At 55.5% G+C, this 23,087-nt stretch carries 23 protein-coding genes and 1 tRNA gene; 12 read left to right on the top strand and 12 right to left on the bottom strand.

All coding sequences use genetic code 11. The annotated features are described in order from the left end of the window. Positions 1-5 precede the first annotated feature (5 nt). Positions 6-869: an ATPase gene (locus tag ACXJGX_RS15560; protein ID WP_474783338.1), complete on the bottom strand. Its 864-nt coding sequence runs from the start codon at positions 867-869 to the stop codon at positions 6-8. A gap of 179 nt (positions 870-1,048) precedes the next feature. Between ACXJGX_RS15560 and ACXJGX_RS15565 the strand changes: the two genes are divergently transcribed. Continuing rightward, positions 1,049-1,402, top strand: coding sequence for a rhodanese-like domain-containing protein (locus ACXJGX_RS15565; protein ID WP_474783340.1), 354 nt, complete (start codon positions 1,049-1,051; stop codon positions 1,400-1,402). Between the two features lie 106 nt (positions 1,403-1,508). On the opposite strand, the gene mnmA is transcribed toward ACXJGX_RS15565, so the two are convergent. Next, positions 1,509-2,648 carry a tRNA 2-thiouridine(34) synthase MnmA gene (mnmA, locus tag ACXJGX_RS15570; RefSeq protein WP_474783341.1) on the bottom strand — a complete coding sequence of 380 codons (1,140 nt, stop codon included), beginning with the start codon at positions 2,646-2,648 and terminating at the stop codon, positions 1,509-1,511. 132 nt (positions 2,649-2,780) lie between these two features. On the opposite strand from mnmA, the gene sciP reads away from it, so the two are divergent. The 5 genes from sciP (at position 2,781) to ACXJGX_RS15595 (ending at position 8,440) form a co-directional block, all read left to right on the top strand. Continuing rightward, entirely contained in the window at positions 2,781-3,059 is a 279-nt protein-coding gene (gene sciP / locus ACXJGX_RS15575) for a CtrA inhibitor SciP (RefSeq protein ID WP_474783343.1), read from the top strand. Between the two features lie 92 nt (positions 3,060-3,151). Continuing rightward, positions 3,152-3,865 (top strand): response regulator transcription factor CtrA, encoded by a 714-nt coding sequence (gene ctrA / locus ACXJGX_RS15580; RefSeq protein ID WP_474783345.1) that lies wholly within the window; start codon positions 3,152-3,154, stop codon positions 3,863-3,865. Positions 3,866-4,005: 140 nt separating this feature from the next. Then, the gene (gene ligA, locus ACXJGX_RS15585; protein WP_474783455.1) at positions 4,006-6,141 is read left to right on the top strand and encodes an NAD-dependent DNA ligase LigA; all 2,136 of its coding nucleotides are present in this window, start codon (positions 4,006-4,008) and stop codon (positions 6,139-6,141) included. Further along, on the top strand, positions 6,138-8,228 hold the full coding sequence (gene recG, locus ACXJGX_RS15590; RefSeq protein WP_474783347.1) for an ATP-dependent DNA helicase RecG: 2,091 nt from the start codon (positions 6,138-6,140) through the stop codon (positions 8,226-8,228). The genes ligA and recG overlap by 4 nt, the downstream gene beginning before the upstream one ends. Positions 8,229-8,317: 89 nt before the next feature. Next, positions 8,318-8,440 carry a hypothetical protein gene (locus tag ACXJGX_RS15595; RefSeq protein ID WP_474783349.1) on the top strand — a complete coding sequence of 41 codons (123 nt, stop codon included), beginning with the start codon at positions 8,318-8,320 and terminating at the stop codon, positions 8,438-8,440. A 179-nt stretch (positions 8,441-8,619) separates the two neighbouring features. On the opposite strand, the gene ACXJGX_RS15600 is transcribed toward ACXJGX_RS15595, so the two are convergent. Beyond that, positions 8,620-9,066, bottom strand: coding sequence for an iron-sulfur cluster assembly scaffold protein (locus tag ACXJGX_RS15600; RefSeq protein WP_474783351.1), 447 nt, complete (start codon positions 9,064-9,066; stop codon positions 8,620-8,622). 67 nt (positions 9,067-9,133) lie between these two features. Here ACXJGX_RS15600 and hisI point away from each other — a divergent pair, with 67 nt between their 5' ends. Continuing rightward, positions 9,134-9,496, top strand: coding sequence for a phosphoribosyl-AMP cyclohydrolase (gene hisI, locus ACXJGX_RS15605; RefSeq protein ID WP_474783353.1), 363 nt, complete (start codon positions 9,134-9,136; stop codon positions 9,494-9,496). Positions 9,497-9,520: 24 nt separating this feature from the next. Here hisI and gluQRS read toward each other — a convergent pair whose 3' ends face one another. The 5 genes from gluQRS to rocF all read right to left on the bottom strand — a co-directional run bounded on the left by gluQRS (position 9,521) and on the right by rocF (position 16,753). Further along, positions 9,521-10,348 (bottom strand): tRNA glutamyl-Q(34) synthetase GluQRS, encoded by an 828-nt coding sequence (gene gluQRS / locus ACXJGX_RS15610; RefSeq protein WP_474783355.1) that lies wholly within the window; start codon positions 10,346-10,348, stop codon positions 9,521-9,523. Next, positions 10,345-11,691 carry a methylenetetrahydrofolate--tRNA-(uracil(54)-C(5))-methyltransferase (FADH(2)-oxidizing) TrmFO gene (gene trmFO, locus ACXJGX_RS15615; protein ID WP_474783457.1) on the bottom strand — a complete coding sequence of 449 codons (1,347 nt, stop codon included), beginning with the start codon at positions 11,689-11,691 and terminating at the stop codon, positions 10,345-10,347. Before trmFO ends, gluQRS begins: the two co-directional genes overlap by 4 nt. An 80-nt stretch (positions 11,692-11,771) precedes the next feature. Then, the gene (gene gyrA, locus ACXJGX_RS15620; RefSeq protein WP_474783357.1) at positions 11,772-14,525 is read right to left on the bottom strand and encodes a DNA gyrase subunit A; all 2,754 of its coding nucleotides are present in this window, start codon (positions 14,523-14,525) and stop codon (positions 11,772-11,774) included. Between the two features lie 255 nt (positions 14,526-14,780). Next, positions 14,781-15,827, bottom strand: a complete 1,047-nt coding sequence (locus ACXJGX_RS15625; RefSeq protein WP_474783359.1) for an ornithine cyclodeaminase — start codon at positions 15,825-15,827, stop codon at positions 14,781-14,783. Next, positions 15,824-16,753, bottom strand: a complete 930-nt coding sequence (gene rocF / locus ACXJGX_RS15630) for an arginase (RefSeq protein ID WP_474783361.1) — start codon at positions 16,751-16,753, stop codon at positions 15,824-15,826. The genes ACXJGX_RS15625 and rocF overlap by 4 nt, the downstream gene beginning before the upstream one ends. Positions 16,754-16,839: 86 nt before the next feature. Here rocF and ACXJGX_RS15635 point away from each other — a divergent pair, with 86 nt between their 5' ends. Further along, positions 16,840-17,259: an Lrp/AsnC family transcriptional regulator gene (locus ACXJGX_RS15635; RefSeq protein ID WP_474783363.1), complete on the top strand. Its 420-nt coding sequence runs from the start codon at positions 16,840-16,842 to the stop codon at positions 17,257-17,259. Here ACXJGX_RS15635 and ACXJGX_RS15640 read toward each other — a convergent pair. Next, the gene (locus tag ACXJGX_RS15640; protein ID WP_474783365.1) at positions 17,216-17,707 is read right to left on the bottom strand and encodes a disulfide bond formation protein B; all 492 of its coding nucleotides are present in this window, start codon (positions 17,705-17,707) and stop codon (positions 17,216-17,218) included. The two genes, ACXJGX_RS15635 and ACXJGX_RS15640, sit on opposite strands and share 44 nt — an antisense overlap. Beyond that, positions 17,704-18,282 (bottom strand): YqaA family protein, encoded by a 579-nt coding sequence (locus tag ACXJGX_RS15645; protein ID WP_474783367.1) that lies wholly within the window; start codon positions 18,280-18,282, stop codon positions 17,704-17,706. The genes ACXJGX_RS15640 and ACXJGX_RS15645 overlap by 4 nt, the downstream gene beginning before the upstream one ends. Positions 18,283-18,392: 110 nt before the next feature. On the opposite strand from ACXJGX_RS15645, the gene ypfJ reads away from it, so the two are divergent. The 3 genes from ypfJ to ACXJGX_RS15660 all read left to right on the top strand — a co-directional run bounded on the left by ypfJ (position 18,393) and on the right by ACXJGX_RS15660 (position 20,446). Beyond that, on the top strand, positions 18,393-19,244 hold the full coding sequence (gene ypfJ, locus ACXJGX_RS15650; RefSeq protein ID WP_474783369.1) for a KPN_02809 family neutral zinc metallopeptidase: 852 nt from the start codon (positions 18,393-18,395) through the stop codon (positions 19,242-19,244). A 63-nt stretch (positions 19,245-19,307) separates the two neighbouring features. Further along, positions 19,308-19,393, top strand: a tRNA-Leu gene (locus ACXJGX_RS15655). Between the two features lie 456 nt (positions 19,394-19,849). Then, complete coding sequence (locus tag ACXJGX_RS15660; protein WP_474783371.1) at positions 19,850-20,446, top strand: Hint domain-containing protein; 597 nt, start codon at positions 19,850-19,852, stop codon at positions 20,444-20,446. Here ACXJGX_RS15660 and ACXJGX_RS15665 read toward each other — a convergent pair. Next, complete coding sequence (locus tag ACXJGX_RS15665; RefSeq protein ID WP_474783373.1) at positions 20,436-21,047, bottom strand: nucleotidyltransferase family protein; 612 nt, start codon at positions 21,045-21,047, stop codon at positions 20,436-20,438. The genes ACXJGX_RS15660 and ACXJGX_RS15665 overlap by 11 nt on opposite strands. Positions 21,048-21,128: 81 nt before the next feature. On the opposite strand from ACXJGX_RS15665, the gene ACXJGX_RS15670 reads away from it, so the two are divergent. Continuing rightward, positions 21,129-22,433, top strand: coding sequence for a DUF2254 domain-containing protein (locus tag ACXJGX_RS15670; RefSeq protein WP_474783375.1), 1,305 nt, complete (start codon positions 21,129-21,131; stop codon positions 22,431-22,433). Here the strand turns inward: ACXJGX_RS15670 and ACXJGX_RS15675 are convergent. After that, complete coding sequence (locus ACXJGX_RS15675; RefSeq protein WP_474783377.1) at positions 22,423-22,980, bottom strand: lipid-binding SYLF domain-containing protein; 558 nt, start codon at positions 22,978-22,980, stop codon at positions 22,423-22,425. The genes ACXJGX_RS15670 and ACXJGX_RS15675 overlap by 11 nt on opposite strands. Between the last annotated feature and the right edge of the window lie 107 nt (positions 22,981-23,087).

The raw sequence follows: 23,087 nt of genomic DNA on the forward strand, positions 1-23,087 counted from the left end.
GGGTGTTACCCGCGCATCTCAAGTGCCTGAGCGATCATGTTTACAAAGCCATCTGAGTCTTTGACTGCAGAAACGGCATCCATAGGCACGGTCAGGCCCCAACGATCAGCCATCGCCTTGTAGCGCGGCTGACGGTGCGCCAACGCCTTTGCAAAGGCCCAGCGGATAAACGTATCGGGGTCAACTTTGTCAGGCGCCACATTGAATTCGGCCAGATACGCATTCCACGTGTCCAGCAAAAATACCGGATCATATGACATCGGTTTGGGTTCACGGTCAAAACGGCGCACCAGTTCGGCGGTGTGATCATCAGACCCTTCAATCCAAACCATGAGCGTTTTGGACGCAAGGTCGGCCATGATGGGGTCGTTGGGGTCAGTCACATCCACCCATTCGCAGATCGACCCGCCCGTATCGCAGATGAAATGCGGGTATTGGTACAGATCATAAGACCGTTCAATAAAATGTCCTGTGTCGTGCAACGCCGCAATTTCTGCGCGCTGAAACTGATCCTGCCTGCGGGTATATTCGTCCCACGGCAGTCCACCACGGTCCGGATCACCCGGTTTACCCAAGTAAGACGACATCGGCTTAAGGTCATTAAAAGAGATGTTCGACCCGATATAGATGCTGTCAGAGCGCAAGAGATCGCGCAGGAACGGCACCTTCATCGCTTCGCGTTTGGCGTTATCGGCAATAAGTTCACCCATGTATCGGGTACCAATGCGGTAATCGATAGAATAGTGAAACCAATCACCTTGTTCACGCAACATGGACGACAGATAGGTTTTGCCCAAGCCTGACATAGCAAAGAGCAAAACGCGTTTTTGCGGGGCGTCACGCCACTCGGATGCAGAATTATAAATCATGTCGCTTGCGTAAAGCTGTCACAAAAGATGTGCCAGCAGATTTTAACCCTAACAAACGAATTTGTCGGATTCGTTCACGGCGCGGATCACTGATTCAACCGGCTTGGTGACTATATCACCGACAGTGCCGTTTGATTCTTGTAGGAACCGATCTGAAACCGCACTTATGGAGGCGCCTCATGGCCTATACTGAAAAATTTCAATCCCTCGCTGACGCCGCCCGTGCACAGGTCGACGAAGTTGCTGCGCAGGATGTTGATGCATTGATTGCCGCCGGCGCCGTGGCGTTAGATATTCGTGATAAAGAAGAACATGACGCTGGCCATATTCCCGGGGCCATCAACATCAGCCGTGGCAAGCTTGAGATGAATGTCGAAGGTGTGATCAGTGACTTGGATACAACGATCTTGTGCTACTGCAATGCGTACAATCGCGGCGCTTTGTCTGCGGCAACACTGCGGGAAATGGGTTATAAGAACGCCAAATTCATCGCAGGCGGGCTAGGTGCGTATCGCAAGCTTGAGACGAAATAACCGCTGAGATCGCGCGATACGCCGCTTTTATCGTGGATTACGCCCTGTGGAACAGGGGGCCCATTCCGGTCATGCCGGACGGGTTCCCGCGTGTTAAACCTGCGGTTCAGGCGCCACGCCAGATCCAGCCTCCGCCTAGCACCCGCGTACTATCTGGGTCATAGAACACGCAGGCTTGCCCCGGAGATACGCCTTGTTCGGCAACCAGCAGTTCGACTTCGGCTTCAGTCGCCGAGATAGGGCGCAAAATTGCGTCTGTGGGCGGGCGTGTTGACCGCACACGTACCATAATATGGCGCTCTTTCATATCCGTGAAGGCGCCATCGCCAAGCCAGTTCACTTCGCGGATCGGCACGCGGCGTGTCGCCAGCATTTCCTTCGGGCCAACGACGACATGCCTGTTGTCCACATCCAGTTTCACCACATAAAGAGGATCGGCAAGCCCGCCAATGCCAAGCCCGCGCCGCTGACCAATGGTGTAATAGATCACGCCTTTATGGCTGCCTAACACAGTGCCGTTGGTGTCGACGATGTCGCCCGGCTCGGCTGATCCTGGACGCAATTTTTCGATCAGTTTGGCGTAGTTACCATCGGGTACAAAACAGATGTCCTGGCTGTCGGGCTTGTCTGCAACGCTTAGCCCGTATTTAGTAGCCAATGCGCGTGTTTCATCCTTGGATTTCAGGTGCCCCAACGGGAAGCGCAAATAATCCAATTGGTCCTGTGTGGTCGAGAACAAAAAATAGCTTTGATCGCGATTGCCGTCAGCGGCGGCATGCAGTTCTGCACGGTCCGCACCCACTTTGCGTTGGATATAGTGACCTGTCGCCATACAATCCGCGTCCAGATCTTTGGCCGTTTCCAACAGGTCCTTGAACTTGACCCGTTCGTTGCAGCGAATGCACGGCACAGGGGTGGCGCCGGCAAGATAGCTGTCGGCGAATTCATCAATCACAGCTTCGCGGAACGTGTTTTCATAATCGAGAACATAGTGAGGAAAGCCCATTTCTTCGGCGACGCGACGCGCATCGTGAATATCGCGACCGGCGCAGCAGGCCCCTTTTTTCGCGAGCGCTGCCCCGTGATCATAAAGTTGTAGGGTTACGCCCACGACGTCATAGCCTTCTTCAGCCAATTGTGCGGCCACCACCGAACTATCGACACCGCCCGACATGGCGACGACCACGCGCGTTTGCGCTGGGGGCTTGGCAAAGCCAAGCGAGTTGAGTGTCGAATCAAGTGACATAGCTGGTTCCAGACGTATCATGTTTAATGTGAAATATAGGAAAATGCGACGTACTCTCAAGGGCGCGCTATACCTCTCGTTAAGTGATTGCCCTGATAACTGCCTCCGGGAGCATACGCAAAGGGGTGCATTATGTATTTACGAAAAGTTGAGGGACCACGTTCGGTCACGCTGAGCGATGGGACAGTGATGACGCGCGCGGATCTTCCAAGCGCGAAAACAAGGCGTTGGGTCGCATCACGCAAGGCCGCGGTTGTGCGCGCTGTGTCCGCTGGATTGATCCTTCGCAAAGAGGCCCTGGAGCGGTACGCCCTGTCGGAGGAGGAGTTTTCCGAATGGGAAAACGCGGTATCTCAACATGGTGTCGCAGCTTTAAAAGCAACAGCCCTACAAAAATATAGACAACCGTGACGGGAAACGGCATATTTACTTACGTTGGTAACGGGTGGTTAACCTTTATTTGGCTAGGTTAACAAGACAACGAAAGATAACGGAGAACCCGGATGCGTGTACTGCTGGTTGAAGACGATCCCACTACATCAAAAAGCATTGAATTGATGCTGACCCATGCGAACCTGAACGTCTATGCAACCGACCTTGGGGAGGAAGGGATCGATCTTGCCAAACTTTATGACTATGATTTGATCCTGCTTGATCTCAATTTGCCCGATATGAATGGTCACGAGGTGCTGCGACAGCTGCGTTTGAGCCGCATTGACACGCCAATTTTAATTCTTTCGGGCGATGATGGGACAGAAAGCAAAATCAAGGGTTTTGGGTTCGGGGCGGACGACTATTTAACAAAACCTTTTCATCGCGAAGAACTGGTCGCAAGAATTCATGCCATCATCCGGCGTTCAAAAGGACATGCCCAATCGATTATTAAAACCGGGCAAATTTCAGTCAACCTTGACGCAAAAACTGTAGATGTTGCTAGCAATACTGTTCACCTCACTGGAAAAGAATACCAGATGCTTGAACTGCTGAGCCTGCGCAAGGGTACGACGCTGACAAAGGAAATGTTTCTAAACCACCTGTACGGCGGAATGGATGAACCAGAGCTTAAGATCATTGACGTGTTCATTTGCAAATTACGCAAAAAACTGAGCGAGGCGACCGCTGGCGACAACTATATTGAAACGGTTTGGGGCCGTGGTTATGTGTTGCGTGATCCCGAACCAGTGACGAGCTATGACAAGATTGCCATTGGGGCATAACCATTTATCGTGCCACTGCGCGTAGATACGTCGCTTCATCGTATGCCCTCTGGACCTCTCGCTTAGGCTTGCCTAAGAATTGCACAGGGTGTCAGCCATAGCTGATGACCTGCGTTATGGGGACAAAAGTGGCACAGAAAATGCATATCCAGCACGGTATTACGGGACATTTGTCGGTTGGGGACCTCAGCAAGGCGCAGGCGGCGAACGAACTGGCTTGGCTGGCTAGCCAGATCAAGGCCGCGAACGATGCATATCACCGCGATGATGCGCCCGAGATGTCTGATGCTGACTATGACGCGCTCAAGCGTCGCAATGCAGCATTAGAGGCGGCATTTCCCGAGCTGAAGCGCGAAGATAGCCCAAGCGACCAAATTGGCGGCGCGCTGGCTGAAGGCTTTGGGAAAGTGCAGCACGCCGTTCGGATGTTGTCGCTCGGGAATGCGTTTGACGACGAAGATATTTTTGAATTCGATGCGCGCATCCGCAAATACCTTGGCATGTCAAAGAGTGCCCAGCTTTTGTACACAGCCGAGCCAAAGATCGACGGTCTTTCGCTGTCTGTGCGTTATGAAAAAGGTATCTTGGTTCAGGCCGCGACGCGAGGTGACGGCGAAGTCGGTGAAAACGTGACTGCAAACGCGCGCACGATTACTGATATCCCCCAAAAAATTACCAATGCACCAGAGATCCTTGAAGTGCGTGGCGAAGTTTATATGAGCCATGATGACTTTGCCGCGCTTAACATACGGCAGACCGACAAGGGTGGAAAGTTGTTTGCAAACCCACGCAATGCCGCGGCAGGGTCGTTGCGACAGCTGGACGCCGCGATTACCAAGGCGCGACCGCTCCGGTTCTTTGCCTACGCGTGGGGCGATATGTCGGCACCGCTGGGCGATACGCAGTCGGGTTCAATGCAGCAATTGAAAAGTTTTGGTTTTTCGATCAACGACTTGACGGTGAAATGCAGTGGGCCAGCGGAAATGATTTCGCACTACCGCAACATAGAATCCCAACGTGCCCTTCTGGGATACGATATTGATGGTGTCGTCTACAAAGTCGACGATTTGGACTTGCAACGCCGCTTGGGGTTTCGGTCCACCACGCCTCGCTGGGCGATTGCGCATAAATTTCCTGCGGAACTGGCATGGACGACGATAGAAGCCATCGACATTCAGGTGGGGCGCACTGGCGCACTATCGCCGGTTGCGCGGTTGTCGCCGATCACGGTCGGCGGCGTTGTCGTGTCAAACGCGACTTTGCACAATGAGGACTATATTCAGGGGCGCGACGGAGACGGGAACCCGATCAGGGGTGGACGCGATATACGGGTCGGCGATTGGGTACAGGTGTACCGTGCCGGCGACGTCATCCCGAAGGTCAATGATATCGACCTATCACGTCGCCCCAATAACGCCGTACCCTTCGCATTTCCCCATACCTGCCCAATCTGCGGGTCTGATGCAATCCGCGAAGCAGGCGATGCTGTGCGTCGTTGCACCGGCGGGATGATTTGCGCGGCGCAAGCCATTGAAAAATTGAAACATTTTGTGTCCAGAGGTGCCTTTGATATCGAAGGGCTTGGCGCAAAGCAAATCGAACAATTTTACGCAGACGACTGGATCAAAACGCCGGCTGATATCTTTACGTTGCGTGATAGGTTTGGGACAGGGTTACAGCAGCTAAAAAACCGGGACGGATGGGGTGAAAAAAGCGCGAATAACCTTTTTGATGCCATTGATAAAAAACGTAAAATCGGATTGGCGCGTTTGATATTTTCTTTGGGCATTCGCCATGTCGGTGAAAGCTCTGCCGCGCTTTTGGCGAACTATTATACATCATGGGATGCCTTTGAGGTGGCGATGACAAAGGCCAAAATCGGCAGCGGTCCCGAATGGGACGCATTGCTGAACATTGACGGCGTGGGCGCGGTCATGGCAACGTCTTTGATCACGGCCATGCAGCAAGATGCAGAGCGCGCGTCGATTGATAAGCTGGTGGCGCACCTCGACGTCCAAGACGCCGTTGCACTGGTGAGCGATAGCCCGGTTTCTGGCAAAACTGTCGTTTTCACAGGTACACTGGAAAAAATGACCCGGGCCGAAGCAAAAAGCCGGGCCGAGGCTTTGGGCGCCAAAGTATCCGGGTCGGTCAGCGCGAAAACGGATATTCTGGTCGCAGGTCCGGGCGCTGGATCAAAGGCAAAAAAAGCGGCTGAACTCGGCGTCGCGACAATGGACGAAGATGGCTGGTTGGCCTTGATTGGCGGCGCATGAGCAGCCGGCCAGAGGTTTTATTTCCGCTGTTTGGCGCACTGACGAAATTGGATGGCGTCGGGCCCAAAACGGCGCAAATCCTCGAGGCCGCAGGGGTCGCGCGCCCGCGCGACCTGATCATGACATTGCCAATATCGGGTGTCGACCGCCACCGCCGTGCGTCGATCCGCGATGTAAGTGCACCTGCCGTTGCAACTGTCGAAGTGACGGTGGGGGAACATTATCCGCCATCGACCCGCGGGCGGCCATACCGCGTGCAGGTCAGCGATGCGCAAACGACGTTTCAGTTGATATTTTTTCATGCCCGCGCGGACTATTTGCAAAAACTCCTTCCGACAGGGCAAAAGCGTGTAGTTTCGGGCAAAGTCGAGATATTTGATAGCATCGCGCAGATGGTCCATCCTGATCATGTTGTTACGATTGACGACGCGGATGATATCCCCGCGTTCGAACCCGTTTATCCGTTGCATGCCGGGATCAGCCAGAAACTGATGTATCGTGCAACGCGCGCTGGTCTTGAAATGGCGCCGGATTTGCCTGAATGGATTGATGCAGCGCTGAAAAGTCGTGAAGGTTGGCCTGACTGGGCATCGGCGTTGCAGGCTGCGCATTGCCCACAATCGACAACGGATTTGTCGCCGCATTCACCTGCGCGGCTGCGTCTGGCCTATGACGAATTGATGGCGCATCAGTTAACGCTCGCTTTGGCGCGTGCTGTGTCGCGTCGCGCAAAAGGTCGCCCGTCCAAGGCATCAGGTGCGCTATCAGCCAAGGTTTTGGCAGCTTTGCCGTATCAGCCAACGGGCGCGCAGACGCGCGCAGTTGCGGAAATAAATGCGGATTTGGCGTCTTCGTTCCGTATGAACAGGTTGCTTCAGGGGGATGTGGGTGCCGGCAAAACGCTGGTCGCATTTCTGGCATTGCTATCGGTCGTCGAAGCCGGCGGGCAGGGCGTGATGATGGCGCCAACGGAAATTCTGGCCCGCCAACACTATGAGGCGTTACAGCCTTTGGCGGCAACTGCCGGTATCACGTTGGAGGTTCTGACCGGACGTGACAAAGGTGCCGAGAGGGCCGCAAAGCTGAACGCCTTGTCGTTGGGCGAAATCGGCATCTTGGTCGGCACCCATGCAGTATTCCAAAAAGACATCGTATTCAATGACTTGCGCCTTGCTGTGATTGATGAACAGCACCGCTTTGGGGTTGCGCAGCGCATGGAGCTGGGCGCGAAGGGGCGCGCGACGGACGTTTTGGTCATGACCGCCACGCCAATCCCACGGTCGCTTGCCCTTGCGCAATATGGCGACATGGATGTGTCAATCTTGGACGAAAAACCCCCGGGGCGTACACCTGTCCAAACCGCGCTTGTGTCAACATCACGTATGGATGAGGTGGTTGAGAAATTGCGCCACGCCGTGGCAGAGGGGCGGCAGGCCTACTGGGTCTGTCCCTTGGTCGAAGAAAGCGAGTTCGTCGATATGACCGCTGCAGAAGAGCGGTTCAAGCAGTTGCGCGCGGCCTTGGGCGAAGGCGTGGTTGGTTTGGTGCATGGCCAAATGCCCCTAGCGGAAAAAGATGCTGCGATGGCGCGATTTGTGGCAGGCGAAACCAAGGTGCTGGTTGCAACAACCGTGATTGAAGTCGGGGTCAATGTCCCCAACGCGTCCATCATGATGGTAGAGCGCGCTGAAAGCTTTGGTTTGGCACAGTTGCACCAACTGCGCGGCCGCGTTGGGCGCGGATCAACGGCGTCAACCTGTTTGCTCCTTTATCAGGCACCACTCAGCGAGACCGGTCGTCGCCGGCTTGAAATTTTGCGTGAAACCGAAGACGGCTTTCGGATTTCCGAAGAGGATCTGGCGATGCGGGGCGCAGGCGATGTGATTGGAACCGCGCAATCTGGGATTCCGCGATTTCGGATCGCTGATCTTGAACGCCAGGCCGCGTTAATGGCTTTGGCGCAAAGCGATGCACGCAAGTTGTTGCATGACGACCCAAAACTTGAAACTGCGCGCGGGCAGGCGGCCCGCACACTGCTTTGGCTCATGGAACAAGATAAAGCAATTCGTTTAATTTCAGTGGGTTAATTATTTTGTTCTCAAATGTTCTTAAAAAGTTCTTTACAGGTGGTTAATGGTGTGAGAACAAAGTAGCAACAGAACAAAGGAGCAACACCATGGCCAAGGAATTAAAAGAGATTATCGTCCGGTCCCGTGACACGATCTTGGCTGATGCGCTTGGTGTTGTTGCTCTGATGGTGATGTTGTTTGTTGGACTGTCTTTGCCTGGACTTGTCTGACGTGCCCCGCGTGGCGCGGGTTCAACCAGCGTTATTGCCCTGTCCCACCTTGGTAATAAATGCGACCTGCCTCTTTGATGTCCTGACCGGGGTTTTGCCTCCTCCGATGGAACCTGAAAATTGAACCCGTGCCGCGTATCCTGCCGCCGCCATCCTGTCCCGGATGTGCGGCGGTTTTTTTATGCCTGCGTATTCAGTCCCGCCAGTGCGTCCAACGTGGCATCAAAAGCCAGCAAGATCGACGCATGCCGGTTTTTATAGTCTTTGGCAGGTTGCAGCACCTCAAGCCCTTCGAACGGGGCCGATGGTACCGGGCCGTCCTCCTTCAGCATGGCAAACAGCTGGTCGCGTCCCGCCTGCACGGCGTCAGGGCGCAGACCAACGATATTTGCACCAATGACGGCCGCCGCGGCTTGTCCCAGCGCGCAGGCTTTGACGTCTTGCCCGTAGTCGCTGATGATGCCGTCGGTCAGGGCGACATCCACCGTCACGGTCGACCCACAAAGCGGGGCGCGTTTTTTGGCGGTGGCGGTCGCATTCGTCAGCCGTGAAGTCCGCGGCATATCAGCAGCCAGCGCCAGAATCCGACTGGAATAGAGTTTGATCATGTCGGTTTCTGCTGTCATCTTATTTGCCCTTTTGCATCGTCCCCCCTAGATAGGGCGCAGACAATAAGATGCAAAGGGTTTTGCCATGACATTTGATCCGGCAAGTTTGAAATATAACGACGCGGGGCTGATCGCTGCGATTGCCCAAGACAGCACATCAGGCGAAGTGTTGATGATGGCATGGATGAACGCGGACGCCGTCGCACGAACCTTGGAAACGGGGCGCGTGACCTATTGGTCGCGTTCGCGACAGGAAATCTGGATCAAGGGCGAAACCAGTGGCCATATCCAAGAACTGGTTGATTTCAAGATCGATTGCGACCGTGATTGCGTGTTGGTGACGGTCAAGCAAACGGGTGCCGCCTGTCATACCGGCCGCCGCACTTGCTTTTATACCGATGTGAAGGACGGCGCCGAGATTGTGACACAGGATCCATTGACCGACTAGACCGTACCCCGCACCGGCGTATCCTTAGCTAATTGCTGCGGGAAGCCCGACCAATCTGCGAATGTCGTTTGGCGAAAGCCCTTCGGCGCGATATTTGCCAAGCGCTTTGGACCTGTCGATTTTGGCAAGCCTTTTGCCCGCGGCATCGGTAATCAGGTCATGGTGATGATAGTACGGGGTTGGCCAGCCCATCACGGTCTGGATCAAGACGTGCAACGGCGTCAACGCCCAAAGGTCCATCCCGCGCACCACATGCGTGATATTCTGCAGCATGTCGTCATGCGTGCACGCCAGATGATAGGCCGGATCGCCGCTGTCTTTGCGTCGCAATACGGGGTCCCCCAAGGTCTGGCGCAGACTATCCGGATCGACATCATGCCACAGATGTTGATCAATGAACCGCATCGGGGCGTTAATTTGCGCCAGTGCTGCATCAATATTCAGGCGCAGCGCGTCCGTGGCACTTGCGTCTGTTACCGCGCGGTGGCGGCAGGTGCCCGGATAAACCAAGCCCTCAGCGCCAGTTTGCGCACCTGCGGCGGCAATGTCGGCACGGGTGCAGCTGCATGGGTAAATCAGGTCTCTCGCCGCGAGTTTTGAAAGAACAGTTTGGTAGTCGCCGTTATGCTCTGATTGCCGCCGCACCGGGGTTGGCCAATGCAGCCCAAGCCATGTCAGATCCTCGTAAATCGTGGCCTCGTGGGATGCACGGGCGCGGGTGCTGTCTGTATCTTCAATCCTCAGCAACGCTGTGCCGCCCAGCGTCGCCGCCATTTCCCATACGGTGAAAGCCGAAAACGCATGCCCCAAATGTAGCGGACCCGTGGGTGACGGGGCAAAGCGCGTGATCATTTCGCCGATTGTGCTAACCAGTTTTGCCAGTCAGCTTTGGCGCGGTCAGTGTACGCCTTATAGCGGTCCTTGCGTCCGCGACGCCCGCCCTTGACCCCATCAAGCGGCGGAAAAAGACCAAAATTGACGTTCATCGGTTGAAATGTCTTTGCCTCTGCGCCGCCGGTGATGTGCGTGACAAGCGCGCCCATGGCGGTGGTATTTGGCACTGGGGGTAACACTTTGTCCGTCAATTCCGCGACGGCCAAACGGCCCGCCAGCAGGCCCATTGCAGCGGATTCGACGTATCCTTCGACGCCGGTGATCTGTCCCGCAAAACGGACATTCGGGCGTGATTTCAGGCGCATCTGCGCGTCCAACAGTGTCGGGGAATTGATGAACGTATTACGATGAATCCCGCCAAGCCGCGCAAATTCAGCATTCTCTAGCCCGGGAATCATTTTGAAAACAGACTTTTGCGCGCCATACTTCATCTTTGTTTGGAAGCCGACGATATTGTAAAGCGTTCCCAACGCGTTGTCGCGTCGCAACTGGACGACAGCATGGGCTTTGTTTTGCGGGTCATGGGCATTGGTCAGGCCAACGGGCTTCATCGGGCCGAACCGCAGGGTTTCGCGGCCACGTTCGGCCATCACTTCGATCGGCAAACAACCATCGAAGTAACCTGCTGTTTCGCCTTCTTTGAATTCTGTTTTTTCGGCTGCCAGCAACGCATCGATAAAGGCTTCATACTGGTCCTTGGTCATCGGGCAGTTGAGGTATGCGGTCTGCTCTGCGACGGTTTCACCCTTGTCATAACGCGACTGCATCCAAGCAACGTCCATATCGACGCTTTCATGGTAAACGATCGGCGCAATCGCATCGAAAAAAGCAAGCGACTCGGCGCTGGTTTCTTCCTGGATCGCGGCCGCCAGCGCACCCGACGTCAATGGGCCGGTCGCGATGATCCACTGGCCGTCCTTCGGCAGGGCGGTTATTTCATCGTAAGATACGGTAATATTGGGATGTGCTGTCAGCGCCTCGGTCACGCTTTGTGCAAAGGGGTCGCGATCAACCGCAAGCGCGCCACCTGCGGGCAAGCGGTGTTTATAAGCGGTCTGCATGATCAATCCGTTTGCTTGCAGCATTTCCCAATGCAGCAGGCCCACAGCATTTTGTTCGCTATCATCCGACCGAAAAGAGTTAGAGCAGACCATTTCACCCAAATTTCCGGTGCGATGGGCAAATGTTTCGACTTTGGGGCGCATTTCGTGAATGACAACCTGAACGCCCGCATTCGCGGCCTGCCATGCTGCCTCTGATCCGGCCATACCGCCGCCGATGATATTGAGTATTTTTTCCATGGCCGAGATGTAGAGCGGTGACTGCAAAATGAAAAGCCCCGGGATGATCCCGGGGCTTTCATTTGAAACGCGTATGCGTGTTATTCGGCGGCTGGTTCTGCTGTGCTGTCGTCTTCATCGCCCTGATCTGCGATCCAAGCGACGCTTACGACGGTTTCACCTTTGCCCGTATCAAACACCTTCACGCCACCAGCGCCGCGTGACCGGAACGAGATGCCTTCAACCGGCACCCTGATCGACTGTCCGGTCGAGGTGACAAGCATGATCTGGTCGGCCATTTCGACGGGGAACGATGTCACCAGTGGCCCGCCGCGCATTGCCTTGTCCATCGCGGCCACACCCATGCCACCGCGTCCGCGGATCGGGTAATCGTGGCTGGACGACAGTTTACCGGACCCTTTCGCCGTAATGGTCAAGATCAGGTTTTCGGCCGCCGACATTTCAGCATAGCGTTCTGGGCTGATTGCGCCGGGTGCGGTGTCTTCGTCGTCGTCGTTTTCGGCGTCATCGGCCAGACCGGCCATTGCACGGCGCATTTTCAGATATGCGGCGCGTTCTTCGGCTTCGGCGCGGAAGTGGCGGATGATCGACATTGACACGACCTTGTCGTCGCCTTGCAGACGGATACCGCGCACCCCGACAGACGCCCGCGAGTTAAACACACGCACATCGGTGGCAGGAAAGCGGATCGCGCGGCCTGAATCAGTGATCAACATGACATCGTCATCATTGGATGCGATGCGGGCGTTGATCAGGATCGTGTCCGCATGTTCGTCTTCGAACTTCATCGCGATCTTGCCGTTGCGCATCACATTTGTGAAGTCTGACAGCTTGTTACGGCGCACAGTTCCAGCAGAGGTTGCAAAGACGACTTGCAGGTCGTCCCATTCTTCCTCGGGACGATCAACCGGCATAATGGCGGCAATCGACACGCCCGGCACGATCGGCAGAATGTTCACAATCGCCTTGCCTTTGGCGGTGCGGCTGCCAAGCGGCAAGCGCCATGTTTTCAGTTTATAAACCATCCCATCCGTTGTGAAGAACAGCAATTGGGTGTGGGTATTGGCGACAAAAAGCGTTGTAACAACGTCTTCGTCTTTGGTCGCCATCGACGACAGACCTTTGCCGCCGCGCCGTTGCGCGCGGAAATCAGCAAGAGCGGTCCGTTTGATATAACCGCCTGATGTCACCGTCACGACCATGTCTTCACGCTCGATCAGGTCTTCGTCGTCCATATCGGCCGCCCAATCGACGATCTCGGTCCGACGTGGGACTGCGAACAGGCTGCGGACTTCGTGCAGCTCATCGCGGATAATTTGCATGATCCGATCGCGCGAGCCCAGAATTTCAAGGTATTCACGGATCTTGCCGGCCAGTTCTTGCAATTCGTCGGTGACTTCGGTGACGCCAAGCTGCGTCAAACGCTGTAGGCGCAAATCAAGGATCGCACGGGCTTGGGTTTCCGACAGGTTATAGGTGCCATCGTCATTGGCGGTGTGGGTCGGATCGTCGATCAGTTTGATATATTCAAGGATACTGGCGGCCTGCCATTTGCGTGTCATCAACCGATCACGTGCCGTCGCCGCATCCGCAGAAGAGCGGATGGTGGCAACGATTTCGTCGATATTTGTGACGGCCACGGCCAGACCACACAGAACATGGGCGCGTTCGCGGGCTTTGCGCAATTCAAACGCGGTGCGGCGGGCCACGACCTCTTCACGGAAATCGACAAAGGCGACAAGGAAGGCGCGCAGCGTCAATTGTTCGGGCTTACCGCCATTCAGCGCGAGCATGTTACAGCCGAAATAGGTTTGCATCGGCGTAAAGCGGAAGAGCTGGTTCAAAACCACCTCTGCGGTGGAATCGCGCTTCATCTCGATCACCACGCGCACGCCATTCCGGTCGGATTCGTCCTGCACGTGGGCGATACCTTCGATGCGTTTGTCGCGCGCAGCTTCGGCGATCCGGTCGATCATGGTCGCCTTGTTCACCTGGTAAGGGATCTCGTCGATCACAACGGCATAGCGGTCTTTGCGCAGTTCTTCGATATGGGTCTTGGCACGCACGATCACCGAACCACGACCTTCAAGGTAGGCTTTGCGCGCGCCTGCGCGGCCAAGGATCACACCGCCTGTCGGGAAATCGGGGGCAGGTATGTACTCGATCATCTCTTCGCTGGTCATATCGGGGTTGTCGATCAACGCGAGCGTGGCGTCGATCACTTCGCCCAGATTATGCGGCGGGATGTTTGTCGCCATACCAACAGCAATACCGCCAGCACCATTGACCAGCATATTGGGGAAACGGGCAGGCAGAACCGACGGTTCACGTTCCTTGCCGTCATAGTTGTCCATGAAATCGACGGTGTCCTTCAACAGGTCTTCCGTCATATATTTCGCGACTTTGCCCAAACGGGATTCCGTGTACCGCATCGCGGCGGCGCCATCACCGTCCATGGACCCAAAGTTGCCTTGGCCATCAATCAGTGGCAGCGACATCGAAAAACCTTGCGCCATACGGACAAGGGCCTCGTAGATCGCGCTATCACCGTGCGGGTGATAAGACCCCATCACGTCGCCCACGGATTTCGCGGACTTACGGTACGATTTATCGGCCGTAATGCCCTTTTCATACATCGAATAGATGATCCGGCGGTGCACCGGTTTCAACCCGTCTCGCAGATCGGGGATTGCCCGGCTGACGATCACGCTCATTGCGTAATCCAGATAGCTGGTTTTCAGTTCGTGTTCGATGGTGACTTGCGGGCCGTCATACACATAGCGTGCCGGCACATTTTTGTCATCATCCTCAGGGGTTTCTGGAGTATCGTTCACGTGGACCGCCTGTTGTTATTTTTACTGCTAGATATTGCTCACGCTACCTTATCAGACACTTGATATAGGGTGCAATGGAAGATGCAGATTTGGGGCGGTCTGGCTGAAAACCTATTGTCACTTCACCCGGCGCATCTGTCGCAGGATGATGACGATGACCAACACATTAATGGCGCTGAGCAGCAAAAGCATGGTACCGCCTTTGATCCACCAATCGCCCATCTGATAGATGACGCGTTCGGTGCAATATCTAGACTAGCGCGCGCGCTTGATCATCCCAAACAGGTCACGCGGGTCGTCGGGGTCCGCGATCAGGTCAATATCAACGTAATACGGCGTGTCTTTGATCTGCGTATGAACATACCGCAAGGCGCTGAAATCTTCGATTGCGAACCCGACGCCGTCAAATAATGTCACCTCGGCTGCTGACGTCCGCCCTGCGGCCTGACCCGTCATCACGTGCCACAATTCTGTCACCGGGTGATCCGCAGGCATTTGCTGAATTTCGCCTTCGATCCGGGTTTGTGGTGGATATTCGACAAAGGTGGTCGCGCGCGCAACGATATCGCGGTGCAATTCGGTTTTGCCGGGGCAGTCGCCGCCAATCGCGTTAATATGGACGCCTGCGCCGACCATGTTGTCGGTCAGGATTGTTTGGGCTTCTTTGTCCGCGGTGGCGACAGTGATGACGTCCGCACCCTCGATTGCGTCTTCGGGTGATGCACATTTGGTGATCTGTATCCCAAGCCCCGCAAGGTTGCGCGCACATTTTTCGGTTGCGGTGGGGTCTATATCGTAAAGCCGAATGTTTTCGATGCCACAGACCGCCTTGATCGCGAGACACTGGAATTCGGACTGCGCCCCGTTTCCGATCATCGCCATGGTTTTTGCATCCTTGCGCGCAAGATGCTTGGTCGCAACGGCCGACATGGCACCGGTGCGCAACGCCGTTAGGACGGTCATTTCTGAAAAAAGCACCGGATACCCTGTGTAAACATCGGACAGCACCCCAAAGGCGGTTACCGTTTGCAGGCCTTCTTTCATGTTTTTCGGGTGGCCGTTGACGTATTTGAACCCGTAAAACGTACCATCCGAGGTTGGCATCAGCTCAATCACGCCGACGTCTGAATGGCTGCCGACGCGTGGCGTTTTGTCGAACCGGTCCCAGCGCGCAAAATCTGTCTCGATCTCGGCCGCGAGGTCGGCCAAAAATTGTTCGATGCCAATATGATGCACAAGCCGCATCATATTATCGACGCTGACAAAGGGCACCAGGGCCCGCGCAGATGCTTTCATGCTCATTTAAAGCTCCGGGTGGGGCGGTCAAACACACGACGCCCCAAAAGTGATGCCGTCAAATCAACCATCAGATTTGCCGTTTGGCCGCGGTCATCCAGAAACGGATTGAGTTCAACCAGATCAAGTGACGTCACGAGTTCTGAATCCGACAGCATTTCCATGACAAGATGGCCTTCGCGCACAGTGGCGCCACCCGGAACGGTGGTCCCTACAGCGGGCGCAACAGATGGATCCAGAAAATCCACATCCAACGACACATGCAGCATCCCATTCACAGCCGCGACCTTGTTGAGAAAAATCTGCAATGGCGCGCGAATGCCTTCTTCGTCGATGCGCCGCATGTCGACGCACATGACATCGCCGTCATCCAGTACCGCATGTTCGGCAGCATCGACAGATCGCAGGCCGATCATACAGATATTGGCCGGATCGACGCGCACGGGCAGGGGCGGATAGGCGTCAAAGCCCGGGCGCCCGGTCACATACCCCACAGGCGTCCCGTGCAAATTGCCACTATCGGTGGTGTCAGGCGTATGAATGTCGCTGTGCGCATCCAGCCAAAGCGCAAAGAACGGGCGGTTTTGCGTCTGGGCATGCGCGGCCATCCCGGCAACGGTGCCCGCCGCCAGCGCGTGATCCCCGCCCAAAAAGATCGGCATGCCCCGCGGTGCGGCGTCGATTGCAGCCGCCATGAGCGTTTGTGTCCAACCGACATTTTCGGCAAGCTGGTACACCAGCGGATTGCGCGGTGCGGCCACGTCGACCTGTGCGGGGGACAGGTTGCCCATGTCTTCGACTGTGTGGCCAAGGGCGGTAATCGCCTCAGAAAGTCCAGCGGTACGGTATGCGTCGGGGCCCATGAGACACCCGCGACGGCGTTTTCCGCAGTCCACAGGTGCCCCAATCAATATGCAGTGTTTTTGTGTCATCCTGTGACTATTGGCCAAAACAGCGGGTGGTGATAGCCAGCATTTTGTGCAAAATGGAACCAAATTGCGCAGATTGGATGTATGTAATGGACGAATTGGATGGTCAGCTCATTGGTGCATTGCGGCGGAACGGGCGGGCGTCGCTCTCTGAACTGGCGGCCTTGTTGGGGGTGACTCGCAGTACGGTGCGCGTGCGACTGGACCGGCTTGTCGCGGGTGGTGAAATCGCGGGCTTTACTGTCCAGACGCGGTCTGACTTGCGGCCTGATGCCGTGCGCGGGCTGATGATGTTAGAAATCGCGGGTCGCGGTGCCGAAAAGACGATGCGCAGCCTGACGCAAATGCCGCAGGTTCAGATGGTCCATTCCACCAACGGTACGTGGGATTTGATCGCGGAAATCGGCACTGCCACGCTGGAAGAATTTGACCAGGCGCTGTTTGCGATCCGCCGCTTGGACGGTGTCACGCGGAGCGAGACAAGCCTGCTTTTGTCGTCGCGCCGCTAAGGACCACCGCATAGATCCAGAACCCGACAAGAATAAAGGAAAGCAGGGCGTTCCAGCTGGGCATAGACAGGGTGAACAACTCCCATGATACCTGATCGCACATGATGACCTTTGGGCCTGCGACTGACAGCATATCGGCGCCACCCAACCCATCAAGGCTGCCGTTTCCGGTGCAACTGGTCGGGCCATCCCACCAGTCACGTTCCACGCCGGTATGGAAAACGCCTAACGCGCCTGTCGTGGCTGCGGCCAATGCCCCCAACACAGGCAAAAGCCGGCCACGGATTTTCCACGCCAACACGCCGATCACAATGGCGATCACATGCGGCCAGCGTTGCCATAGGCACATCGCGCAGGGGGGATAGCCAGCAAGCTGAAAGATAAATGCGCCAGCCAGCAAAGCAGCAGAACCACCAGCGGCCAATAGGATCATCAGATTTCGTGTCATAAAAGCCCCACCAGTGCGAATCCTCCGACAAGAAGAACGCAAAAAAGAATAAACATCAGCCCCAAACGGCGCTCGATGAAGTCGCGGATCGGCGCGCCGAATTTCCACAGCAGCGCCGCGACCAAAAAGAACCGCAAGCTGCGCGCGATAATCGCGAAAATTACAAAAATCGGAAATGACAGCTGCGTGACCCCGGATGCAATGGTGATGACCTTGAACGGAAACGGCGTGACGCCTGCGATCAACACGGCCAATGGCCCCCATTCGTTGTATTGCAACGCAAATACATCGAAAGAATCAGCTTTCCCGTAGAAGTCCAGGATCGGGCGGCCGACTGTCTCGAACAGGCCATAACCAATGTAGTAGCCCAACATCGCCCCCAAGACAGAGGCAACCATCGCCACAAACGCAATCAAAAATGCGCGGGATGGGCGGGCAATGATCATCGGGATCATCAGGACATCGGGCGGAATCGGAAAGAACGACGATTCCATAAACGCAATGACAGCAAGCGCCCAAAGCGCATAGCGCGATTGGGCCAAAGACAGTGTCCAAGCATAAAGAGCACGCAACATTGCGGAACCTTCCTGTATTTTCCCGCGTTAGGCCACGCTTGCGTGCGCGGGTCAAGCTTGTGCGTTTAAATTGGGCGCGTAAGATAGAGCAACCAAACGGAGATCACATCATGAAATGGCAAGGGCGGCGCGGCAGCGGCAATATTGAAGATCGGCGGCGCAGTAGTGGTGGCCGTGGGGCAGGTGGCATTACCGGCGTTGGCGCTGTCGTCGTGCTATTGGTTGGCTGGTATTTCGGCGTTGATGTCAGCCAGTTCGTGAATTTGGATGGCACAGGGCAGGGATCCGCACAAACTGCAACGATCACACCCGCTGATGAACGCGCAGCGCAATTCGTTTCGGTGACCCTCGCTGACACAGAAGAAGTCTGGACAGATATTTTCCGCACGCAGGTCGGGCAGCGCTATGTCCCGCCCACGTTGGTGTTATTCAAAGACCAAACGCAATCCGCCTGTGGCGGTGCAAATGCGGCATCCGGCCCGTTTTATTGCCCGCCCGAGAAAAAGGCGTTTCTGGATACTGCATTTTTCACGATCCTCGAAGACCGTCTTGGTGCGGGAGGCGACTTTGCAGCGGCCTATGTGGTTGCGCATGAAATTGCGCACCACGTACAAAACGAACTGGGTATTTTAAGCCAAGCAAATCAACTGCGGTCGCGGGTGTCCGAGGCCGAATCCAACGCGATTTCCGTGCGGATCGAACTGCAGGCAGATTGTTACTCCGGTATTTGGGCGCAAGCGGCCGAAGAAAAATTTGGCAGCATCGAACGCGGAGACATCGCCGAGGCAATGAACGCGGCACGGCAAATTGGCGACGACACCTTGCAACGCAATGCCGGTCAGCGGGTGCAACCGCACACATTCACCCACGGCACAAGCGAACAACGCCAACGCTGGTTTGCGCGCGGCTTTGACAGCGGAAATCTGACAGATTGCGATACGTTTTCCGCAGCCCAACTTTAACTCTAAAAAATTGAAAACGGGCGATTGACGTTGTCCGTTCTCCTGTTTAGGAGAAGCGCACTGGCCGATGTGGCGGAATGGTAGACGCAGGGGATTCAAAATCCCCCGGTGGTAACATCGTGAGAGTTCGAGTCTCTCCATCGGCACCAGTATTCACAAAGAGACACTGTATAAGTGTGTTATTTGTAAGGGAAAGACCCGGATGTCCGAGGGCGCCCTGTCAGGTTTGGCAAACGATGCCGCCACCTGCGTTGAATTTTTGCATCATCAGCTATAGCATAAATCAAACCACCTTTTGGCGTGTCAGCCATTGATAGACCTTACTATTGGATAGGTTGTATTCGCGTCTTGATCAGAGCTTATGTAAGTTGCGTTATCACTGAACCGAATTGCCCAGATTTAGACAAAAAGTTCGCGCTTTTGTATGAAATGGTAAAATCAGTCGTAACTGCAGAACGGTAAAAGTGAATGTATCAACGCATTTTACATATGTAATCTTTTATCTTAGTAACGATAGCTGGTGACAAAAGCAGATGGACATGGAACGAAACATAAGCGCCAAGCCACACGTTAGGGGTTGCACACAGCGGCAATTGTTAAGTGTGATGGTGTCGCCGTGTTTCACGCCGGGCACAGCAATCGCGACCCCGAAGGGCGAAAAAAACGTCGAGACACTGAAGATTGGTGACCGCGTGTTGACGCGCGATAATGGTATTCGCCACGTCAGTTGGGTCGGGCACAAAACACTGTCTGCTGCTGATCTGAAAGCGTCGCCCGAACTTCGTCCCATCTATATTCCCGCTGGCGCCTTGGGGCAGGGGTTGCCAGAACGCGACATTGAATTGTCCCCCTACCACCGTGTTCTTGTGGTGTCTGAACTGGCGCAGGTCTATTTTGAGCAGGCAGAGGTTTTGGTCTACGCAAAGGATTTGACGCGTCTTGATGGCATCAAGGTCAGCGCCCCCAAAGACACCACCTACATTCACTTTATGTGTGAACACCACGAGATCGTGTTGTCGAACGGGATGTGGACCGAAACATTCCAGCCCGGCGATTATTCGCTGCGCGGGGTCGACGACGAACAGCGCCAGGAATTGTTCCGCCTCTTTCCAGAGTTGGCGACGATGGAAGGGCTAAAGCAATATCGTGCGGCCCGTAAAACCCTTCAGAACAAAGAAGCGCGGGTCTTGTTCAAGTCGTAGTGGCTGACCGCCACGCCGCCCATTCTTCTGGTGTGTCCAAATCAAGCAAGGCTTGCGGCCCTAGCGGCACGTGCCAGGTGTGACCGCTATGACGTGTGACAATCCCGCGTGCCCCAGTGTCGCCGGACAGATTTGCGAATTCGGATCGCAGGCTGGCATCAAAGATGACGGGGTGTCCGGGCTTGCCATTTCCTGTGGTCGCTTGCCAGATTTTAAGATCTGGGTGGGATTGCCGCGCGCCCATCACTGCTGCCATATCCGCCGCCGCCATGTCGACCAGATCGGCAGGAATGACCATGAATGCATCACATGCGGGCAACTGCTGGACTGACGAACGCAAGGTTTCGCCAAGGCCAAGTGCTGCGTGTTGCACCCTTAAAATCTGCACGTCGAGGTCACGTATCAACGCGGTGCGCAGCGTATCTGACGCAGGTAAAGCCACGAATACAGTGGCCCCTGTGGCCAGCGCACGCAGACACTGAAGACGCAACAGCGGCAAATCGTTCACGGTCTCAAATAATTTGTCGCGTCCGCGCATCCGCGATGACTGACCGGCGGCTAAAATCAATATCGGGCAATCTGTCGTGGGGGTTCTAGTCATCTATCTTTTCTGTGCTAGGTCATGTCACAAAGTCTGCACCCAAACGGGACGACAATCTAGCGCCGATACAGGATACACTGCATGCAAAGACTGAACAAACTTCCCGTAACGCTTGTCACTCTTGGGCGGCGCTTGCGGGCGGCATCGCGCAACCTTTGGACGCGGGTAACGCTGATTTCAGGGCTTGGGCTGCTGGCGGTCGGAATGGCCAAGTTTCTTGGCCCCTTCATTCCCGACGGGTTTGCGCAAGTTGTGGGTGCTGACTCTGTCACAAGTCTGCTGACGATCATCGCGAATGCGATGTTGGCGGTGACCACATTTTCACTAAGCGTCATGGTGGCTATTCACCGGTCGGTGTCCAGCCAGTGGACACCACGCGCCCATCTGATGTTGCTGCGCGACACGCCGACACAGACAGTGCTGGCGACCTTCATCGGGGCCTATATCTTTGCGCTTACGTCGTTGATATTGCTGTCGACCCCGTTTTTTGGCGAGGCGGAGGTCGTTGTTTTATTTGGCATGACGCTGTTGGTTATCGCGCTGATTGTTGCGATGATTTTAAGATGGATCGCACATCTTCAGACGTGGGGAAGCCTGTCGCAGACAGCAGAAACGATCGAAGCCGCCGCTGCGCGCGTGTTGCAACAACGGGCGCAGCGCCCATGTCACGGATGTCAGGCGCTGACCGCGAACACTGTTATTCCGGTTGATGCGCGCAATCTTCTGGCGCCGTCCACAGGATATATCCGTGAAATTTTGTTCGAAAAGATTGAAAATGTTGCGGCCTCGGGGCACGCGCAAATCTATTTTATCGCGCCGATTGGTCGCTTTGTGCACCAGGGTGATGTGATCGGTCACATTGCCGGCGGCGATCCGTTGCTGGCGAACCAGACGCTGCAATGGGTTACCATCGGTCCGTCGCGCAGCCCCGACCACGATGCGAGGTTCTGCCTGATCATGCTAAGCGAAATGGGATCAAAAGCCTTGTCTCCCGGCATTAATGACGCTGGCACGGCGATTGATGTGATCGGTCGTTTGGCACGGTTACTCGAAGAATTCACGCCTGACAATGAACACCACGCGGGCGCAGATTACACCCACATCTGGACGCCTGCGTTGACGGCTGATGATTTGATTTCGGATGCATTTGCGGCGATCGCCCGCGACGGGGCACATTTGGCAGAGGTCCAGATCATTCTACAAAAACGCCTGCGCGGCATCGCGCGGCACGCCCATCCTGAAATGGTCACCGCCGTGACCACATTTTTGCAAGACGCGCTGCACATTGCCAATGACGCTATTGCCGGCGAGGCGGATCGCACGCGTCTTGCTTCGGAAATTGGATTTGCCCGTAAGCAGGTAAATCCAGACACCATCAGGGAATGACGCGGGTGTATTTTGCACCTTCAAGTGTGGCGCCCAGCCGCAGACCTGTCTGGGCAAACACAACGGCAATCACGGGTGACATCGATGTTGTTGTTTCGGCCCGCAGCATATCGCTTTGATCGTTGATGGCGTATTCGATATCCGCACCTGCGGCCCATCCGGGTGACTGGCGGAACTCCATCAGTGCCTCTTGGGTCATGAAAAACAGGACGTGGCTGAACTGCTGTGCGCCGATTTGCAGGCCCGCGCTACCAGATGCCATCGCGTAATAGTCGACCGTTGACGGCCCAATGCGCAGCGCACCACGCCCGAACGACCCACCAAGCCCCAGGCCGACTTCGGTAATCAATGGCATTACCAACATACCCGATGACCGGCTGGCCAAATCTTGTGTGCCGGGAAAACGCGCATACATTGCGTTAAGGGTCGTATCAACCCGCGCGTCAATTGTTGCCGCGCCATTGCTGCCAATCCCGTTACTACATGCCGCGAGTGTGGATGTTGCCAATGCGCCAAGGGTAAAGCTGCGCCGTGTGTATCTGCTCATCTTAGGTCCGCCTTATTTGCCTGTGCTGAGGCTTTGTCGCCTCTTATGGGCGCAACTATAGGCGTCGAACGCGACCCTGTCACGCACAAGGTTGCGTATCGGCGGTG

Source organism: Yoonia sp. SWMV100 (assembly GCF_056108365.1).

What these genes read in the sequence shown, in the direction of transcription:
- rocF (WP_474783361.1), bottom strand. Translation starts at nt 16,753, where the DNA reads ATGACACAAAAACACTGCATATTGATTGGGGCACCTGTGGACTGCGGA.
- ctrA (WP_474783345.1), top strand. Translation starts at nt 3,152, where the DNA reads ATGCGTGTACTGCTGGTTGAAGACGATCCCACTACATCAAAAAGCATT.
- ypfJ (WP_474783369.1), top strand. Translation starts at nt 18,393, where the DNA reads ATGAAATGGCAAGGGCGGCGCGGCAGCGGCAATATTGAAGATCGGCGG.
- ACXJGX_RS15660 (WP_474783371.1), top strand. Translation starts at nt 19,850, where the DNA reads ATGGTGTCGCCGTGTTTCACGCCGGGCACAGCAATCGCGACCCCGAAG.
- ACXJGX_RS15635 (WP_474783363.1), top strand. Translation starts at nt 16,840, where the DNA reads ATGGACGAATTGGATGGTCAGCTCATTGGTGCATTGCGGCGGAACGGG.
- mnmA (WP_474783341.1), bottom strand. Translation starts at nt 2,648, where the DNA reads ATGTCACTTGATTCGACACTCAACTCGCTTGGCTTTGCCAAGCCCCCA.
- ACXJGX_RS15600 (WP_474783351.1), bottom strand. Translation starts at nt 9,066, where the DNA reads ATGACAGCAGAAACCGACATGATCAAACTCTATTCCAGTCGGATTCTG.
- ligA (WP_474783455.1), top strand. Translation starts at nt 4,006, where the DNA reads ATGCATATCCAGCACGGTATTACGGGACATTTGTCGGTTGGGGACCTC.
- gluQRS (WP_474783355.1), bottom strand. Translation starts at nt 10,348, where the DNA reads ATGATCACGCGCTTTGCCCCGTCACCCACGGGTCCGCTACATTTGGGG.
- ACXJGX_RS15625 (WP_474783359.1), bottom strand. Translation starts at nt 15,827, where the DNA reads ATGAGCATGAAAGCATCTGCGCGGGCCCTGGTGCCCTTTGTCAGCGTC.
- ACXJGX_RS15560 (WP_474783338.1), bottom strand. Translation starts at nt 869, where the DNA reads ATGATTTATAATTCTGCATCCGAGTGGCGTGACGCCCCGCAAAAACGC.
- trmFO (WP_474783457.1), bottom strand. Translation starts at nt 11,691, where the DNA reads ATGGAAAAAATACTCAATATCATCGGCGGCGGTATGGCCGGATCAGAG.
- ACXJGX_RS15640 (WP_474783365.1), bottom strand. Translation starts at nt 17,707, where the DNA reads ATGACACGAAATCTGATGATCCTATTGGCCGCTGGTGGTTCTGCTGCT.
- ACXJGX_RS15670 (WP_474783375.1), top strand. Translation starts at nt 21,129, where the DNA reads ATGCAAAGACTGAACAAACTTCCCGTAACGCTTGTCACTCTTGGGCGG.
- ACXJGX_RS15595 (WP_474783349.1), top strand. Translation starts at nt 8,318, where the DNA reads ATGGCCAAGGAATTAAAAGAGATTATCGTCCGGTCCCGTGACACGATC.
- ACXJGX_RS15565 (WP_474783340.1), top strand. Translation starts at nt 1,049, where the DNA reads ATGGCCTATACTGAAAAATTTCAATCCCTCGCTGACGCCGCCCGTGCA.
- ACXJGX_RS15665 (WP_474783373.1), bottom strand. Translation starts at nt 21,047, where the DNA reads ATGACTAGAACCCCCACGACAGATTGCCCGATATTGATTTTAGCCGCC.
- ACXJGX_RS15675 (WP_474783377.1), bottom strand. Translation starts at nt 22,980, where the DNA reads ATGAGCAGATACACACGGCGCAGCTTTACCCTTGGCGCATTGGCAACA.
- recG (WP_474783347.1), top strand. Translation starts at nt 6,138, where the DNA reads ATGAGCAGCCGGCCAGAGGTTTTATTTCCGCTGTTTGGCGCACTGACG.
- hisI (WP_474783353.1), top strand. Translation starts at nt 9,134, where the DNA reads ATGACATTTGATCCGGCAAGTTTGAAATATAACGACGCGGGGCTGATC.
- ACXJGX_RS15645 (WP_474783367.1), bottom strand. Translation starts at nt 18,282, where the DNA reads ATGTTGCGTGCTCTTTATGCTTGGACACTGTCTTTGGCCCAATCGCGC.
- sciP (WP_474783343.1), top strand. Translation starts at nt 2,781, where the DNA reads ATGTATTTACGAAAAGTTGAGGGACCACGTTCGGTCACGCTGAGCGAT.